17 protein-coding genes are annotated in these 16158 nt (G+C 68.0%); 9 read left to right on the forward strand and 8 right to left on the reverse strand.

What is annotated here, in order from left to right:
- Positions 1-10: 10 nt before the first annotated feature.
- Positions 11-412, reverse strand: coding sequence for a DUF2946 family protein (locus tag HMPREF9710_RS21625; RefSeq protein ID WP_051205159.1), 402 nt, complete (start codon positions 410-412; stop codon positions 11-13).
- Positions 413-526: 114 nt separating this feature from the next.
- Between HMPREF9710_RS21625 and HMPREF9710_RS21630 the strand changes: the two genes are divergently transcribed.
- The 4 genes from HMPREF9710_RS21630 to HMPREF9710_RS21645 all read left to right on the forward strand — a co-directional run bounded on the left by HMPREF9710_RS21630 (position 527) and on the right by HMPREF9710_RS21645 (position 4494).
- Positions 527-3217, forward strand: coding sequence for a bifunctional acetate--CoA ligase family protein/GNAT family N-acetyltransferase (locus HMPREF9710_RS21630; RefSeq protein ID WP_005669931.1), 2691 nt, complete (start codon positions 527-529; stop codon positions 3215-3217).
- A gap of 97 nt (positions 3218-3314) precedes the next feature.
- Positions 3315-3710: a hypothetical protein gene (locus tag HMPREF9710_RS21635; RefSeq protein ID WP_143054603.1), complete on the forward strand. Its 396-nt coding sequence runs from the start codon at positions 3315-3317 to the stop codon at positions 3708-3710.
- Entirely contained in the window at positions 3710-3985 is a 276-nt protein-coding gene (locus tag HMPREF9710_RS21640) for a hypothetical protein (RefSeq protein ID WP_005669933.1), read from the forward strand. The genes HMPREF9710_RS21635 and HMPREF9710_RS21640 overlap by 1 nt, the downstream gene beginning before the upstream one ends.
- A gap of 56 nt (positions 3986-4041) precedes the next feature.
- Positions 4042-4494 (forward strand): GNAT family N-acetyltransferase, encoded by a 453-nt coding sequence (locus HMPREF9710_RS21645; protein WP_005669934.1) that lies wholly within the window; start codon positions 4042-4044, stop codon positions 4492-4494.
- Between the two features lie 9 nt (positions 4495-4503).
- Here HMPREF9710_RS21645 and HMPREF9710_RS21650 read toward each other — a convergent pair whose 3' ends face one another.
- The 3 genes from HMPREF9710_RS21650 to HMPREF9710_RS21655 all read right to left on the reverse strand — a co-directional run bounded on the left by HMPREF9710_RS21650 (position 4504) and on the right by HMPREF9710_RS21655 (position 6766).
- Positions 4504-5748 carry a DEAD/DEAH box helicase gene (locus HMPREF9710_RS21650; protein ID WP_005669935.1) on the reverse strand — a complete coding sequence of 415 codons (1245 nt, stop codon included), beginning with the start codon at positions 5746-5748 and terminating at the stop codon, positions 4504-4506.
- 112 nt (positions 5749-5860) lie between these two features.
- Positions 5861-5998 carry a hypothetical protein gene (locus HMPREF9710_RS28060; RefSeq protein ID WP_005669937.1) on the reverse strand — a complete coding sequence of 46 codons (138 nt, stop codon included), beginning with the start codon at positions 5996-5998 and terminating at the stop codon, positions 5861-5863.
- A gap of 90 nt (positions 5999-6088) precedes the next feature.
- Positions 6089-6766 carry a hypothetical protein gene (locus HMPREF9710_RS21655; protein ID WP_005669938.1) on the reverse strand — a complete coding sequence of 226 codons (678 nt, stop codon included), beginning with the start codon at positions 6764-6766 and terminating at the stop codon, positions 6089-6091.
- Positions 6767-7000: 234 nt separating this feature from the next.
- On the opposite strand from HMPREF9710_RS21655, the gene HMPREF9710_RS21660 reads away from it, so the two are divergent.
- The 3 genes from HMPREF9710_RS21660 to HMPREF9710_RS21670 all read left to right on the forward strand — a co-directional run bounded on the left by HMPREF9710_RS21660 (position 7001) and on the right by HMPREF9710_RS21670 (position 10460).
- Complete coding sequence (locus HMPREF9710_RS21660; protein ID WP_005669940.1) at positions 7001-8281, forward strand: sensor histidine kinase; 1281 nt, start codon at positions 7001-7003, stop codon at positions 8279-8281.
- A complete protein-coding gene (locus HMPREF9710_RS21665; protein ID WP_005669941.1) occupies positions 8271-9053 on the forward strand; it encodes a LytR/AlgR family response regulator transcription factor in 783 nt (260 codons plus the stop codon). The genes HMPREF9710_RS21660 and HMPREF9710_RS21665 overlap by 11 nt, the downstream gene beginning before the upstream one ends.
- A gap of 105 nt (positions 9054-9158) precedes the next feature.
- Complete coding sequence (locus HMPREF9710_RS21670) at positions 9159-10460, forward strand: NAD(P)/FAD-dependent oxidoreductase (RefSeq protein WP_005669943.1); 1302 nt, start codon at positions 9159-9161, stop codon at positions 10458-10460.
- Between the two features lie 95 nt (positions 10461-10555).
- On the opposite strand, the gene HMPREF9710_RS21675 is transcribed toward HMPREF9710_RS21670, so the two are convergent.
- Positions 10556-11278 (reverse strand): sensor histidine kinase, encoded by a 723-nt coding sequence (locus HMPREF9710_RS21675; RefSeq protein WP_005669945.1) that lies wholly within the window; start codon positions 11276-11278, stop codon positions 10556-10558.
- Positions 11279-11471: 193 nt separating this feature from the next.
- Between HMPREF9710_RS21675 and HMPREF9710_RS21680 the strand changes: the two genes are divergently transcribed.
- Complete coding sequence (locus tag HMPREF9710_RS21680; protein ID WP_005669947.1) at positions 11472-11936, forward strand: hemerythrin domain-containing protein; 465 nt, start codon at positions 11472-11474, stop codon at positions 11934-11936.
- A 31-nt stretch (positions 11937-11967) separates the two neighbouring features.
- Here the strand turns inward: HMPREF9710_RS21680 and HMPREF9710_RS21685 are convergent, their stop codons facing one another.
- Positions 11968-13623 carry an ATP-binding response regulator gene (locus HMPREF9710_RS21685; RefSeq protein ID WP_005669949.1) on the reverse strand — a complete coding sequence of 552 codons (1656 nt, stop codon included), beginning with the start codon at positions 13621-13623 and terminating at the stop codon, positions 11968-11970.
- Between the two features lie 226 nt (positions 13624-13849).
- Between HMPREF9710_RS21685 and HMPREF9710_RS21690 the strand changes: the two genes are divergently transcribed.
- Positions 13850-14269, forward strand: a complete 420-nt coding sequence (locus tag HMPREF9710_RS21690) for a hypothetical protein (RefSeq protein WP_005669950.1) — start codon at positions 13850-13852, stop codon at positions 14267-14269.
- Positions 14270-14440: 171 nt separating this feature from the next.
- Here HMPREF9710_RS21690 and HMPREF9710_RS21695 read toward each other — a convergent pair whose 3' ends face one another.
- Positions 14441-15460: a GGDEF domain-containing response regulator gene (locus HMPREF9710_RS21695; protein WP_005669952.1), complete on the reverse strand. Its 1020-nt coding sequence runs from the start codon at positions 15458-15460 to the stop codon at positions 14441-14443.
- A gap of 198 nt (positions 15461-15658) precedes the next feature.
- Positions 15659-16158: response regulator (locus HMPREF9710_RS21700; protein ID WP_005669954.1), on the reverse strand; the 500-nt coding region annotated here is incomplete at its 5' end.

Raw genomic sequence — 16158 nt, forward strand, 5'->3', positions numbered from 1 at the left:
GCGGGCGAAATCAGGCGAGCGGGAAGCGGGGCGGTCGTTCGGGCAGAGCGAGGTCGACCGCGGCAAGGCGGCCGGTCGCGGCCACGAGCAGGGCTTTGGCCAGCGATGGCGCCGGCGGGTCGAGGCTTGCCGCGGGCGCCATGGCGGCGCCCATGCAGCATACGGTGCAGGCGCTGCAATTGCCATCGTGATCGTGCGTATCCTGGGCAAGGTCGGATGCCCCGTCGCGCATCTTCTGCGTCTCGTGGCAAGGGCTGCTTGCGGCATCGTGGTGAGGCGTCGCATGCGCGGCCTGCTGCGTCCCTTGCGGCGCATCATGCGCGCACGCGAGCATGGCGGCCGAAGCGATTCCCTGGAACGGGATCGCCAGCAGCATCAGCCATACGAACAGGAGACGGACGGAATATTTCACGCGGCGATTCTAGCACGCCCGGCGCCCCGGGCGGCAAGCCCCGGCTTCGACGCGCCGTCGGGTCACGGCGTTTGATACGATGAGTCACTACTTGCCGCTGGAAAGGCCCCATCAATGAGCGTCCGCAACCTGCACTACCTGTTCGCGCCGAAATCGGTGGCCCTGATCGGCGCCTCCGAGCGTCCCGGCAGCATGGGCACGACCTTGCTCGAGAACCTGCTGGGCGGCGGCTTCAAGGGCAAGTTGTACGCGGTCAACCCGAAGTACGAGCAGGTCGGCGAGCTGCCCTGCTACGACAGCGTGGCCGACCTGCCCGAGGCGCCCGAGCTGGCCGTGATCTGCACGCCGCCGGCGAGCGTGCCGCAGCTGGTTCGCCAGCTGGGCGAGCGCGGCACGCGCGCGGCCGTGGTGCTCAGCAGCGGCATGGCCAGGGCGCGCGATGGTCGCGGGCGCAGCCTGCGCCAGGCCGCGCTCGATGCGGCCCATCCCTATCTGCTGCGCCTGCTCGGGCCGAACAGCGCCGGCCTGCTGGCGCCCGGCCTCGGCCTGAACGCCAGCGTGGCCCACAGCGGGGCGCTGCCGGGGCGGATCGCCTTCGTCTCGCAATCCGGTTCCCTCATGACCGGCGTGCTGGACTGGGCGCGCACGCGCGGCATCGGCTTCTCTCACTTCATCTCGCTGGGCGACTCGAGCGACGTCGACCTGGGCGACGTGCTGGATTACCTGGCCAGCGACGGCCACGCGGGCGCCATCCTGCTGTATGTCGACCAGCTGCGCTACGCGCGCAAGTTCATGTCGGCCGCGCGCGCCGCGGCGCGCAGCAAGCCGGTGCTGGTGCTCAAGTCGCGCGCCCTCGACGACGGCGTGCGCGCGGTGGCCAGCGAAAGCGGGGCCCTGGCCAGCGAGGACGATGTGTTCGACGCCGCGGTGCGGCGCGCCGGCATGCTGCGGGTACACACCACCGAGCAGCTGTTCGCGGCGGTCGAGACCCTGGCCTATGCCCGCCCGCTGCATGGCGAGCGGCTGGCCATCGTCAGCAACGGCGCGGGTCCCGGCGTGCTGGCGCGCGACGCGCTGCGCCATGGCCGGGGCACTGCCGCCACGCTGTCGCCCGACTCGGTCGCCCGGCTCGACGCGCTGCTGCCGGGTGCGGCCAGCGCAGGCGCGGCCAACCTGCCGGTCAACCTGCTGGGCGGCGCGCCGCCCGAACGCTATGCGGCCGCGCTCGAGATCCTGCTCAAGGATCCGCAGGTCGACGCCGTGCTGGTGGTGCATTCGCCGACCGCCACCGTCGACAGCCGCGAAGTGGCGAACGCCATCGCGCCGCTGGCGCGCGCCGCCTCGCGCCCGATCCTGTCGTGCTGGCTCGGCGGCGCCTCGGTGCTCGAGGCGCGCACCATCGCCGCCAGCGCGCGCATGCCGACCTTCCGCACTCCCGAAGACGGCGTGGCCGGCTTCCTGCAACTGGTGAACTACCGCCGCAACCAGAACCTCCTGATGGAAGTGCCGCCCTCGATGGTCGGCCACATGGCGCCCGACCGCAGCGCGGCGCGGGCGCTGGTGCGCGAGGCGATCGCCAACAAACGCCTGCTGCTGTCCGATCCCGAGACCAAGGCCATCCTGCGCGCCTATGGCCTGGCCCTGGTCGAGACCCGCGCCGCGCCCGACGTCGAGGCCGCGGTGGCGGCGGCGCGCGCCATCGGCTATCCGGTCGCGGTCAAGATACTGACCCCCGACGTGATGCACAAGTCGGACTTCGGCGGCGTGACGCTCGACCTCGATTCCGACGACGCGGTGCGCGCCAGCGCCCAGCGGATGCGCAAGCGCCTGGACGAATTGTTCCCGCAGGCGCGCTTCGACGGCTTTTCGGTGCAGGCCATGTGCCGGCGCGCCAACGGCCACGAACTGATCGTCGGCGCCGCCACCGATCCGGTGTTCGGGCCGGTGCTGGTGTTCGGCCAGGGCGGGGTGGCGGTGGAGGTCACCGACGACCATTCGGTGTCCCTGCCGCCGCTGAACCTGGTGCTGGCGCGCGACCTGGTCGACCGCACGCGGGTGGCGCGCCTGCTGGCCGGCTACCGCAACCGTCCGCCGGCCAACCTGGATGCGATCCTGGCGGTGCTGATTCAGGTCTCGCGCCTGGTCTCCGACATCCCCGAGATCGTCGAACTCGACATCAACCCGCTGCTGGCCGACAGCCGTGGCGCGACGGTGCTCGACGCGCGGATGCGCCTGGCGCTGGCCGACCGCTCGGGCAGCACGCTCGACCGCCTGGCGATCCGTCCCTATCCGCGCGAGCTCGAAGAGACCATCGACTGGCATGGCGCGCCGCTGCTGCTGCGCCCGATCCGTCCGGAGGACGGTCCGGCCCACCTGGCGTTCTTCGACGCGCTCACGCCGGACGACATCCGCTACCGCATGTTCGTGCGCATCCGCGAGCTGCAGCCCTCGCAGCTGGCGCGCTTCACCCAGATCGACTATGACCGCGAGATGGCCTTCATCGCCACCCGCAAGAATGCCGACGGCGTGAACGAGACGCTGGCGGTGGGCCGGGTGGTGGCCGACCCCGACAACACCAGCGCCGAATTCGCCGTCACCGTGCGCTCCGACCTGAAGGGCATGGGACTGGGGCGGATCATGATGGAAAAGCTGATCGGCTACTGCCGCGCGCGCGGCACCGGCGAGATCGTGGGCGAGGCGCTGCCGCAGAACTCGCGCATCGTCGCCATGGTCAAGAAGCTGGGTTTCGAGGTGACGATCGACGGCGAAGAGGGCATCCGTAAAATGCGGCTTGCATTACGTTAGGGTTTTCCGGCGTTTCGTGACAAAGGGTGAATTTTGCATGCGGCCACGGTGGTATCGTAGCGCCCAATCCAAGCCGTACTTGTCGCCCTGTCACGTCGTGACGATCCGCCACAGCATTTGCAACCCGAACCTCGTATCGATCACGATGTCCCGACTCGGTCTTTTCTTTTGCGCTCCCTACGCGCTATTCATTGCGACCTGCCTCGGCTTCGTCTCGCTGGGTTACGTCGATTACCAGTCGCAATTCGCGTATCTCGAATTGCCGATCGCGGCCCAGCTGGCGCTGGCGCACTGGCTGGGCCTGGGCCGGGCGCTGGAATTCATCTCGTGGCCCGACGCCTACGGCCTGTTCATGACGCCGGTCTTCATCCTGCTGTACGCGGTGGGTGCGGCGCTCGAGCGCAGGCTCGATCGGCGGCGCGGGCTCGCGGACGCGATCGGTCAACGAGGCGCAGGCAAGAAGATGGCCGCAAAGCGAAAGGCGGCAGGCTGATGAGCGAAGCGCATGCGATCAGATGGCGCACGCTTCGTGAAGCCGGCATGGCATCGTGGATCGTCAAGCGGGGATTGCTCGCGTACGGCATACCGATGTACCTCTTCTTCGTGATCTCCGCCTGGTTCAGCAATCCCGAACGGTTCGTGCCGTCCCTCGTCTACAACATCCCGTCCTGGCTGATCGCCGGCGCCGTGTTCGGCGTCCTGACCTGGCATATCTCGGAGTGGCAATACCGGCGCCATGTGGCGAAGAACGGGGCGCCGCGCCCCTGACGTCCGCTGGGCGATGCGGCCCTTGCCGTAGAATCGCTTTCATTTGCGGATCCGCCATGCCAGACCATATCCCGAACCTCGCAATCGCGGTCGAATCGACGCCCGACTACCGCGATGCCAACGTCGTCATCCAGGGCCTGATCGACTACAACGCCGCACATGCCGGCGGCGCGGCGCCGCTCGACCTGTTGGTGACCTTGCGCGACGCGCAGGGGAAGGTGGTGGGCGGCCTGTCCGGCGACACCTGGGTCGGCTGGCTGCAGGTGCATGCGCTGTGGCTCGCGGACGAGCTGCGTGGGCGGGGCATGGGCCGCGCCCTGATGCTCGCGGCCGAGCGCGAAGCCGTGCGGCGCGGCTGCACGCAGGCCTTCCTCGAGACGCTCAGCTTCCAGGCCCTCGGTTTCTACGAGAAGCTCGGCTACACGGTATTCAGCCGCCTCGACGGCTTCCCGCCGGGCGGCGCGCGTCATGCCTTGCGCAAGGCGCTGGAACCGGATAGCGCAGGCTGAGCCCGCGCCCTAGCGCCGGAACCGCACGTCCTCGCTGACCACCGGCGCGTCGCCCTTCGGCTTCTTGGGCTTCTTCGGCTTCTTGACGATCTGCCCCTTCGCGTCCGTCATCGGCACCCGGTGGTCGGGCGCGAAGCCCGGTTCCTCGACCCGCTCGAGCGCTTGCCGCGTCAGCACCTCGATCGCCGCCAGCTGCTCGACTTCGTCGGCGCACACCAGCGACACCGCCTCGCCGGTGGCGCCGGCGCGGCCGGTGCGGCCGGTGCGGTGCACATAGTCTTCGGCCACGATCGGCAGGTCGACGTTGATCACGGCCGGCAGGTCGTCGATGTCGATGCCGCGCGCGGCGACGTCGGTCGCGACCAGCACCCGCACCTCGCCCGCCTTGAACCGTTCGAGCGCGCGCAGGCGCGCCGGCTGCGGCTTGTCGCCGTGGATCGAGTCGGCCGTGATGCGCTTGGCCTCGAGCAGGGACACCAGCTCGTCCACGCCCTTGCGGGTGCGGGCGAAGGCCAGCACCTGGGTCCAGTCATGGCGCTCGAGCAGGTGCACGAACAGCTCGGGTTTGCGCTTCTTGTCGACCGGGATGATCCACTGCTTCACCGCGGCGACGGTGGTGTTGCGCGGCGTGGCTTCGATGCGCACCGGATCGCGCAGCATCTGGTTCGACAGCGCGCGGATCTGGTCCGAGAAGGTGGCCGAGAACAGCAGGGTCTGGCGCTTCTTGGGCAGCAGTTTCATGAGGCCGTCCAGCTCGCGCGCGAAGCCCAGGTCGAGCATGCGGTCGGCTTCGTCCAGCACCAGGGTCTTGACTTCGTTGAAGCGCACCGCGTTCTGGCGCTGCAGGTCGAGCAGGCGGCCGGGCGTGGCGACCATCACGTCGACGCCCTTGCGCAACGCCATCATCTGCGGATTGATGCTCACCCCGCCGTAGGCGACCATGGTGCGCAGCGGCAGGCCTTCGGCGTAGGTGCGCACGCTTTCGTGCACCTGCTCGGCCAGCTCGCGGGTCGGCACCAGGATCAACGCGCGCACCGCATTGCTGCCCACCGTGCCGCTCTTGGCCAGGCGCTGGAGGATCGGCAGGGTGAAGCCGGCGGTCTTGCCGGTGCCGGTCTGGGCCGCGGCCATCACGTCGCGGCCGGCCAGCACGGCGGGAATCGCCTGTTCCTGGACGGCGGTGGGAGTGTGGTAGGCGAGGGCGTCGAGGGTGCGGACGATCTGGTCGATCAGGCCGAGGGATGCGAACGACATGGGTGGGACAACCTTGGGACGAAAATGGACAGCGCGTAGTTTACCCTGCCGCGGCCGGCATGGCGAGAACGGCGGCTGGCCGACGGCCGGCGCCGGCGGATCAGGCGCAAAATCAGTCGCGAGCAGGCTGGCTTGACAGGCCCAGGCTCAAGTCGGCGATCGGCTTGACCGGCTCGTTGTGTTCACGGCAACCGCCGAGCAGCAGGCAGCTCGCGGTCAGCGCTGCGGCGAGAATTCGGCGTGGCAACATGATGGACTCCCTCCCGATGGTGGAAGCCCATCATACGCCGGCCGCGTCAGCCAAGGCGCGCGTTCGGCATGGCCGGCTGGACAGGGTCGATCAGAAGCTGTACGACACGCTGGCGCGCAGCACCGGGAAGAACTTGTAGTCCGACAGCTCTTCGGCCAGGCGCGCTTCTTCGCGCGCGACGTCGGTCGCGAGCACGGTGCAGGTCACGCGCGAGCTGGTGCAGCCGCGGCTGACCAGGTTCACGTGCGCCTTGCCCTGGTAGAAGGCGCCGAGGTCGGCGCTGAACTGCCAGCGCTTGTTCGGCGTGAGGGCATTGCCCCAGCCGATGCCGATGTAGGGCGCGGCCTTCTGGAAATCGACGTCCGCGTCCAGCGCGCCGACGTCGGCCGCCGTGTAGCCGCGGCCATTGATCAGGTATTGGCCGTTGGCATTTGGACGGCCGCGGCCCTTGATCTCGTTGCCGTTGTAGAGAACGCCGCCGGTCAGGCGGAATGGGCTGTCGGCGATCACGTACCAGTCGAACAGCACGTCGAAGGTCTGCAGCTTGCCCTTGGCGTCGTAGTCGATGCCGCCGGTGCGCTTGTCGAAATCGTGCTGGAAGTAATTGATGCCGAAGCGACCGTTGAGATTGCTCTCCATCGGCACGACCAGGTGCAGGCCGGCGCCGGTGGTGCCCAGCGTGGCGGTGACGGCGGCGCCGATCTCGGCGTGGGCGGTGGCGGCAGCCAGCGTGGCGGCCAGCATGACGACGATGCGTTTCAGTACCATCTGTAAAACCTCTTGATCGGAAAGGCGAGATTGTAGCGGGCAGGGGCGGGGGAGGGCATGTCTGAAAATTGTAATGAGAGGTAGAAAGCAACAGTCTGCTCGCCCGGCCATGCACCGGCTCCATGCCGTCCGGCCCCGGTTTCGTCGGCCCAGTCCCGGCTCCGTCGCATAATGCTGTCTTGCAAGGAATGGATAGCCTATGGTGGGCCCATTCCCAACCCTTGAGAGCACATCATGTTTGCAAGCCTGTTCCACGTTTTCCGCCTGTTGCTGGCCTGGCTGGCGGTCTATCTCGCCCTGTGCATCACCCTCAACGAGACCTGGCTGGAGCGGGTCGACGTCGACCTCGGCCCGATCGGTCCTCTGCTCGGCTTCGGCGTGTGCGCCTGGGTGCTGCTGGAAGTGTTCTCGCACATGCGCCGGGTGCGCCTGGTCATTGGCCACCTGGACGCCAGCACGCTGTCGAACCGCCAGCGGCGCCAGATCGAGATTCCGCTCGAAGCGGGCGAGGCCTTCGACATGATCGATGCGGCGATCCGCGAACTGCCGGGCGCCACCGTCGTCGACAGCGCGCGCGACAGCCTGCAGGTGCGGGCCAAGGTCGCGCGCATCGACCCCTACGGCAAGGAGGCGTCCCAGCTGTGGGGCCTGGACATCTTTGCGAACCGGCGCAACCAGATCCTGGCGACGGTCACGCCCAACGGCGACGTGGCCGGCAGCGTCACCCTCATCTGCGAGCCCGAGGCGCCGGCCTGGCTCGACTGGTTCCTGGTCGACCACGGCACCAACCTCGAGAACGCCGAGGCCGTGGTGCGCGCCATCGCGCGCCGCATCGCCGAGCGGCGCCGCGTGGAAGCGAATCAGGTGCGCGAAAGCGTGACCGAGAAGGAGCTCACGGTGGCGCGCCTGAACCTGCTGCACGCCCAGGTCGAGCCGCACTTCCTGTACAACACGCTGGCCAGCGCCCAGGTGCTCACCCGCAGCGACCCGGCGCGCGCCGACGCCATGCTGGGCAACCTGATCCAGTACCTGCGCCATTCCCTGCCGCGCACCGAGGATGCGCCGTCGACCCTGGGCGAGGAGCTGGAGCGATCGCGCGCCTACCTCGACATCCTGGCCATTCGCATGGGGCCGCGCCTGTCGCTGCAGGTCGACGTGCCGGACGAGCTGCAGCGGCTGGTGTTCCCGCCGATGATGCTGCAGACCCTGGTCGAGAACGCGATCAAGCACGGGCTGGAGCCCAAGCCCGGCGGCGGCACGGTGTGGATCCTGGCGCGGGCGGTGGGCGGCGAACAGGCGCAGGCGGTGGCCGTGACCGTGGCCGACGACGGCCGCGGCTTTTCGAGCGAAGGCGCCGGCACCGGCGTCGGCCTGCGCAACGTGCGCGAGCGCCTGCGCCTGGCCTACGGCAATGGCGCCAGTTTCGCCATCGTCGCCAACTTCCCGAGCGGGGTGGCGGCGACCATCACGGTGCCGCTGGCGCTGCAGGGAAGCGGAGGCCGCCATGCCGCCTGATGCCGTCAAATGCGTGGTCGCCGAAGACGAAGCGCTGCTGCGCGACGAACTGGTCAAATTGCTGCTCGAAGCCTGGCCCGGGCTGGAGATCGTGGCCGTGTGCGAGGACGGCGGCAGCGCGCTGGAAGCGATCGAGACCCACCGGCCCCAGGTCGCCTTCCTCGACATCCGCATGCCGGGGCTGTCCGGCCTGGAAGTCGCGTCGAACCTGCTGGCGGCGGGCCTGCGCACCGAGGTCGTGTTCGTGACCGCCTACGACCAGTATGCGCTCGACGCCTTCGATCGCGGCGCGGTCGACTACCTGCTCAAGCCGGTGGCGCGCGAGCGCCTGAACGCGACCGTGGCGCGGGTGCGCGAGCGCCTGGCGCGCGGCGGGGTCGACGCCACCCAATTGGCCGAGCTGCTGGCGCGCCTGCAGCTGGTTTCTCCGCCGGCGCCGCGCGCGCAGCCCCTGGTCTGGCTGACGGCCAGCCGCGGCGCCGAGACGCGCCTGATCCTGGTCGACGACGTGGTGTATTTCCAGTCCGACGCCAAGTACACGGTGGTGATGACGCGTGACGGCGAATCGCTGCTGCGTAAACCCATCCGCGACCTGCTCGAGGTGCTCGACCCGACCATGTTCAAGCAGGTGCACCGCTCGACCATCGTCAACCTGCGCGCGGTAGCCGGCGTGGCGAGCGACGAAAGCGGGCGCGGCACGATCCGGCTCAGGAACCGGCCCGAGACGCTGACTGTCAGTCAGTCCTTCATGGGGCTCTTCCGTAATATGTAGTCAACTATATTGACAAGCGCTACGTTATTCACGCCGCCATAGTAAAATCGACATTGTCCGAGGATCCGGCGCCGTTGCCGGACAGGGCATTGTGAAGGAGGCAACTTGCGTAGCGATATCGTGATCGTGGGTGGAGGCGCCGGCGGACTCGAGCTGGCCTGCAAACTGGGCCGCAAACTGGGCCCATCCAAGGTGACGCTGGTCGACAGCCGCCTTTATCATATCTGGAAGCCGTCGCTGCACGAAGTCGCGGCCGGCACCCTGGACATCCACCAGGAAGGACTGTCGTACGCCATGCTGGCCCACGACAATGGATTCAATTTCGTGCTCGGCCCGATGACGGGGCTCGACGCCGCCGGCCAGGCGATCGAGATCGGCGCGGTGCGCGCCGCCAGCGACAATGAAGAAGTGCTGCCGGTGCGGCGCCTGGGCTATGGCTCGCTGGTGATGGCGATCGGCAGCACCTCGAATTATTTCGGCGTGCCGGGCGCCGAGGAGCATTCGATCTCGCTGAACGCGACCGAGGACGCCGAGCGCTTCCGCCTGCGCATGCTGCGCCTGATGCTGGCCGTCGAGCAGCAGCGCGAAGAAGGCAAGGAAACCGGCCTGGACGTGGTCATCATCGGCGGCGGCGCCACCGGCGTCGAGCTGGCCGCCGAGCTGCGCGAAGCGTCGGGCGCCTATGCGCGCTATGGCTTTGCGCGCATGGACGTCAAGCGCGACGTGCGCATTACCATCCTGGAGGGCGCGCCGCGCATCCTGGCGCCGCTGCCCGAGCGGGTCTCGACCGCGGCGCACGACCTGCTCGGCAAGCGCGGCATCAATGTGGTGGCCGACTGCCGCGTCACCGCGATCGAGGCCGACAAGGTCATCGACGGCAAGGGCAACGTCTACCCGGCCGACCTGTGCGTGTGGGCCGCCGGCATCCGCGCGCCCGAACTGCTGGCCGGCCTGGGCCTGCCGACCGCGCGCGGCGGCGGGCTCGACGTCGACGCCCACCTGCGCGTCAAGGGCGTGCCGAATATCTGGGCGCTGGGCGACTGCGCCGTCTGCATCGACGGCAACGGCGCGCCGGTCCCGCCGCGCGCCCAGGCCGCGCACCAGCAGGCCGACTACCTGGTGACGGCCTTCCTGCGCATGGACAAGGGCCAGGCGCCGCAAGACACGCCGTACGAGTACCGCGACTATGGTTCGCTGGTCTCGGTCGGGCAGAGCACCAGCGTCGGCAGCCTGATGGGTTCGCTGCGCGGGGCCAGCTGGTTCGTGCAGGGCGCGCTGGCGCGCACGATGTACGCCAGCCTGCACCTGATGCACCACCGGGCGGTGATGGGCATCACCCGCACCGCGCTGCTGGCGGTGGCGCGCTTCCTGATCCGGCGCAGCACGCCGCTGGTCAAGCTGCACTGAGCGTACCAGTACCAACGACAACGGCGGCCGATGGCCGCCGTTGTCGTTTTTCGCGTTGTCGTTTTCCGCGTTGTCGTTTTTAGTTCGCCTGCGCGTCAGGCCGCCAGCTCGCGCGGCAAGGTCATCTGTAATATCGCGCCGCCGCTCTCGCCGCGCGCCAGGGTCAGGTTGCCGCCCAGGTAGCGCGCGCGTTCGCGCAGCAGGCGCAGGCCGTGGCAGCCCTTCGACGATTTTTCCAGCGCATCCGCGCTCGGCCCCACGCCATCGTCGCGCACGGTGAGCATGGCCATGTCGCCGTCGTCGTCCAGGATCACGTCCACGCGCGTGGCCTGGGCGTGGGCGGCGGCGTTGCGCAGGCCTTCCTCGGCGCAGCGCAGCAGCAGCACGCCGTGTTCGCGCGACCAGGCGCCGTCGTCGTCGGGCAGGCTGGCGCGCGCCTTCAGGCCGCGTTCGGCGCCGAAGGCGGGCACCAGCTCGGCCAGCGCGGCGCGCAGGCCCAGGAACTCGAGCTTGTCGTTCCATAGCTCGAGCTGCATCTTGCGGTTGGTTTCGATGATGCCGGCCAGCAGCGTTTTCATCTGGGCGGCGCGGTCGCGCGCCTTGCTGTCGGCCGGCAGGTTCTGGGTCAGCAGGGCCAGGTGCATGGTCAGGGCCGTCATCGACGAGCCCAGGCTGTCGTGCAGCTGGCGCGCCAGCTGGCGGCGTTCCTGGTCCCAGCAGTTGGCCAGCCAGGCCAGCATCTCGGTGAGTTCAGCGGTGCGCGCCGCGACCTGGCGCTCGAGTTCCGGGTCGGGGGGCGATGGTGCCGGTGCGGTCATCGTAGGCTCTGTTAAATGTTTCCCAAATCATACAACAGTTGGCAATTCGGCGGCGCGCGCCCCGCATGGCAAGTCATCCCGGCGTTGTTCCTGCACAGCGTGCGCTCCCGTACAGTCTGCGCGGCGCGCACGGCGCATGCTGGAAACGTGGTCAACGAGCCACTCACACCATACAGAATACGGGGGTATTACCATGAGCAAGAACGACAAGCCACAAGACGCCATCGAACTCCTGATCAGCCAGCACGACGAAGTCAAGGCGCTGTTCAAGCAATTCGACGAACTGGGCGAGCGCGCCACCACCAGCAAGAAGAAGCTGGCGAACGAGATCTGCGAGCAGCTGATCATGCACACGCAGATCGAGGAAGAGATTTTCTATCCGGCGCTGCGCTCGGTGTCGAAGGAAATGGAAGACATGCTGGACGAAGCCGTGGTCGAACACGCCTCGGCCAAGGACCTGATCTCGCAGATCCAGGAGATGGAGCCGGGCGACGACCTGTACGACGCCAAGGTCACGGTGCTGGGCGAATACATCGAACACCACGTCGACGAGGAAGAAGAGGACATGTTCCCGAAAGTGCGCAAGCTCAAGCTCGACCTGGACGCCCTGGGGGCCGAGATGGCGGCGCGCCGCGACGAGCTGCTCGCCACGGCCTGACCGCGCCGCCGCTGCCGCAACTGCCGCGGCGTCAGGCGGCGGTGGTGCCGGCCGGGGCTGGGGCCGTCACCGGCGCCAGCGCTTCCAGCAGGCGCTCGATCTGCACCGGCTTGACCAGGTGCTGGTCGAAGCCGGCTTCCATCACGCGCCGCTGGTCGTCCGGCAGGCCGTAGCCGGTCACGGCGATCAGGCGGATCGCGCGCGTGGCCGCGTCGGCGCGCAGGCGCCGCGCCACCTCGTAGCCGTCGATGCCCGGCAGGCCGATGTCGACCAGCGCGGCGTCCGGCCGGCACGCATGCGCCTGGCTCACGCCCTGCAGGCCGTCGGCGGCCTGGAACACCGGGTAGCCGAAGGCGGCCAGCATGGTCGCCATCATCTCGCGCCCGTCTTCATTGTCTTCGATCAGCAGCACCGACGGCTTGCCCGCTTCCAGCGGCGCCAGCGCCGGCGCGCCCCGCGCGGCCGGCTCGGCCTGGCTGGCGTAGGGAAGACGGATCGTGAAGCTGGAGCCGAGTCCGGCGCCGGGGCTGTCGGCGGCCACGCTGCCGCCGTGCAGCTCGACCAGGCGCCGCACCAGCGACAGGCCGATCCCCAGACCGCCCTGCGAGCGGTCGATCGAGATCGCGCCCTGCACGAACACGTCGAACACCTGCGGCAGCAGTTCGGGCGGGATGCCGACGCCCGAGTCGCGCACGCTGAGCACGACCTCGTCGCCGGCGCGCGCCAGGGCGATGTCGATGGCGCCGCCGCTGGGCGTGTATTTGAGCGCATTGTCCAGCAGGTTCGACACGATCTGTTCGAGACGGGTCGGGTCGCCGTCGACCCAGCCCGGCGCCAGGTCGACCGCGATGCGGTAGCCCGCCGTGCGGCCGGTGGCGCGGAAGGTTTCCAGGCAGCTGGCCACCAGCGTCGACAGGTCGGTGGCCTGGCGCGCCAGCAGGATCTTGCCCGACATCGCGCGCGACAGGTCGAGCAGGTCGTCGACGATGCGCGACAGGTGCTGGCTCTGGCGCTGGATAATGGAGCGGGCGCGCACCACCGTGTCGGGCGCGGCGCCGGGCAGGCCGATCAGGCTCGAGGCGCTGGTGATCGCCGACAGCGGATTGCGCAGCTCGTGGCCCAGCATGGCCAGGAACTCGTCCTTGGCATGGCTCTTTCGCTCGGCCGCGCGCCGCTCTTCCATCTCGCGCACCAGGCGCCGGTTGGTGGCGGTGAGTTCCGACGCATGCTGCGACAGCTTCTCGGCCTGGCGCTTGAGTTCCTCGTTCTTCATGGCCAGGGTGACGAATACCGACACCTTGGCGTGCAGGATCTGCGGAATCACCGGGGTGAACAGGAAATCGGCGGCGCCGCGCTGGTAAGCCTTGAGGCGGTCGATCTCGTCGGCCAGGAAGGCGGTGACGAAGATGATCGGGATGTCGGCCGAGCGCGGACGCTGGTGGATCGCCTCGGCGGTCTCGAAGCCGTCCATGCCGGGCATGTTCACGTCGAGCAGGATCACGGCGAAATCGTGCAGCAGCACCTGGCGCAGCGCTTCCTGGCCGGAGCGGGCCGACAGCACGCTGTAGTTGCCCTCGTCGGCGCGCCCGTCGAGCAGGCTGGTCAGCGCCAGCAGGCTGGCGGGGTCGTCGTTGACCACCAGGATCTTGGGTTTATCGCTGTTCGCCACGATGGATTCCGTCAACATTGCCGTGCTTGCCCGACCAAATGGAGTCTAAACTTGTATTACGCCTGAGTAAATACCTTGCAAAACAAGCCATCATATCATGTGACATAAGTGCCACTAGGCAAATAAATCAATCGTGCGGCAGGTGAGGGTGTTCGCTGCCGCACATACGTCGGTACAGCGCTATGCCATAGTGGAATCGAACCGGTTCGCTGGCGGACGGGGCGCCTATACGAAAGGACATAATATGAATATCGACACCATTGTAAATGAGCAATTTCACGGTAAAACCTTCCGCGAGCTGGCCGACGCGCCGCTATCCGCGCTGCGCGGCATCGGCGAGCAGCAGGCGTCTGCGCTGGCCGACACGCTGGGCGTGAAGACGATCGGCGACCTGGCCAACCTGGAAGTCATCCGCTATGCGATCGCCATCAAGGCGCTGTCCGGCTGCGAAGGCCTGTCCAACAAGGAAAAGGCCGAGGAAACGCTGCTCGACGACGCGGTCGAGATGACCTTCCCGGCCAGCGACCCGATCTCGGTCGACGCCGGCATCACCCGCATCGAGGTGGCGCCGGACATGGTCGACGCGGGCCACGACCACCAGCACGCGCAGTCGATCGAAGAAAAGAGCAAGATTCGCGAGTGCCCGGTGGAAGAGAAGCGCTGAGATTTTCTTCACGGCGGGAGACGACAGGCCATGCGGCGCAAGCCGCATGGCCTGTTGCTTTATGGGTTCGCCAAGGGTCATCGTGCGCGTTTCCCCAAATGAGGCGGGCCCGGCGTCCCAATCAGGTGGAAGGCCGGGCCCGTCGTGCAAACGAAAGAAGCAGCGCCCGCTTCAGCGGTGGTGGGTCGCCAGCTCGACCGGCGGGCTGGCCGGGGCGCTGGCCTGGCTCGGCGCCGCCGAGGTCTTGGCCGCCGCCTGGCGGTTCGCCGCCGGCGAGCAGAAACGGTTCTTGCCGGCGCGCTTGGCTTCGTACAGCGCGTAGTCGGCGATATTGATCAGCGCATCGACCGACTCGGCATCGTCCGGATAGATGCTGATGCCGATCGAGGTCGACAGCCGCAGCGTGAGATCGTTGATGAAGAAGGGCTCGGACAGCGCCTCGACCAGTTTCGAGGCCGGTCCCTGGGCGTCGGCCAGGCTGTGGATGTCGCCCAGCACGACCATGAATTCGTCGCCGCCGAGGCGCGCCACGGTGTCTTCCTTGCGCGAGCTCGACAGCAGGCGCTGGGACACCATCTTGAGGATCTCGTCGCCGTAGGCATGGCCGTAGGTGTCGTTGATCGCCTTGAAGCCATCCAGGTCGAGGTACATGACGGCCGCCTTGGCATGGCTGCGGTTGGCGTGCTGCAGCGCGGTCTCGATGCGGTCTTCGAGCAGGCGCCGGTTGGGCAGGCCGGTGAGGGCGTCGTGCAGGGCCAGCTCCTGTTGCGCCTTGGAGTATTGCGCCAATTCCTTGTACAGCAGCCGCACCTCGAGCATGTTGTGGATGCGCTTGTGCACTTCGAGCAGGTCGAAGGGCTTGCTGATAAAGTCGCGGGCGCCGGCTTCGAGCGCGGCGATCTTGAAGCTCGGCTGGGCAGTCAGGGCCAGCACCGGCAGGTAACCGCCTTGCTCGATCTCCTTGAGCCCCTTCATCACCTGGAAGCCATTCAGGCCCGGCATCTGCAGGTCGAGCAGGATCAGGTCGTAGTTGTGCTCGCGGTGGAGCGGGCAGACCTGTTCCGGCAGCATGGTCGAGCTGACGCAAGCGTAGCCTTCTTCGCGCAATATCTCTTCCATCAGTTCGATATTGTCGGGCGAATCGTCCACTACCAGGATTTTCGCGTTCAAAATGTCTTGTCTGCTCGGCATGCTTTTCTCTTCTCTCGTATGGAGCGGATTCCCTTCTGGGTGGAATCGGGCTTGAACCCATCACTACTTAGTCTAGCAAACAGCTCAAAATTTCTTGTAGGACAGCGCCGCGTGCGTGGGTAGGAACATGAACGACCGGTGGACAACGGCTGCTCCTCATTGCCCCACTTTCATTGGCCATCCATCAGTGGCCAACGCTCAACGGCTGACCACGCGTCTTCCTCCATTGACCAGCGGCGCCGCGGGCGGCGCCATCACCATGCCGATCGCGGCCATCAGCTCGGTCTGCTCGACCGGTTTCGAGACATGGGCCGAAAAACCCGCCTCCAGCGCCTTGAGGCGGTCTTCGGAGCGGGCGAAGGCGGTCAGGGCGATGGCCGGCACCAGCCCGCCGGCGTCGCGCGGCAGCGCACGCACCCAGGACAGCAGTTCCAGGCCGTCGACCTCGGGCATGCCGAGGTCGCTGATCAGGAGGTCGGGCGGCGCGGCGCGCAGCAGCTCGAACGCTTCGCGCGCGCTGGCGGCCAGGCGCACGCTGGCCTGGCAATCGGCCAGGATGCGGGCGATCAGCTCGCGCGCATCGCGGTCGTCGTCGACCACCAGCACCGAGGTGCCGCGCAGGTCGCGCACCGCGGCCTCGGCCGCCTGTGCGTCGGCCTCCACGGCAGACGACGTCGCCGGCGGCGGCGCCGGCTGGC

It is taken from the genome of Massilia timonae CCUG 45783 (genome assembly GCF_000315425.1).
In the GTDB taxonomy this organism is placed as follows: domain Bacteria; phylum Pseudomonadota; class Gammaproteobacteria; order Burkholderiales; family Burkholderiaceae_D; genus Telluria; species Telluria timonae.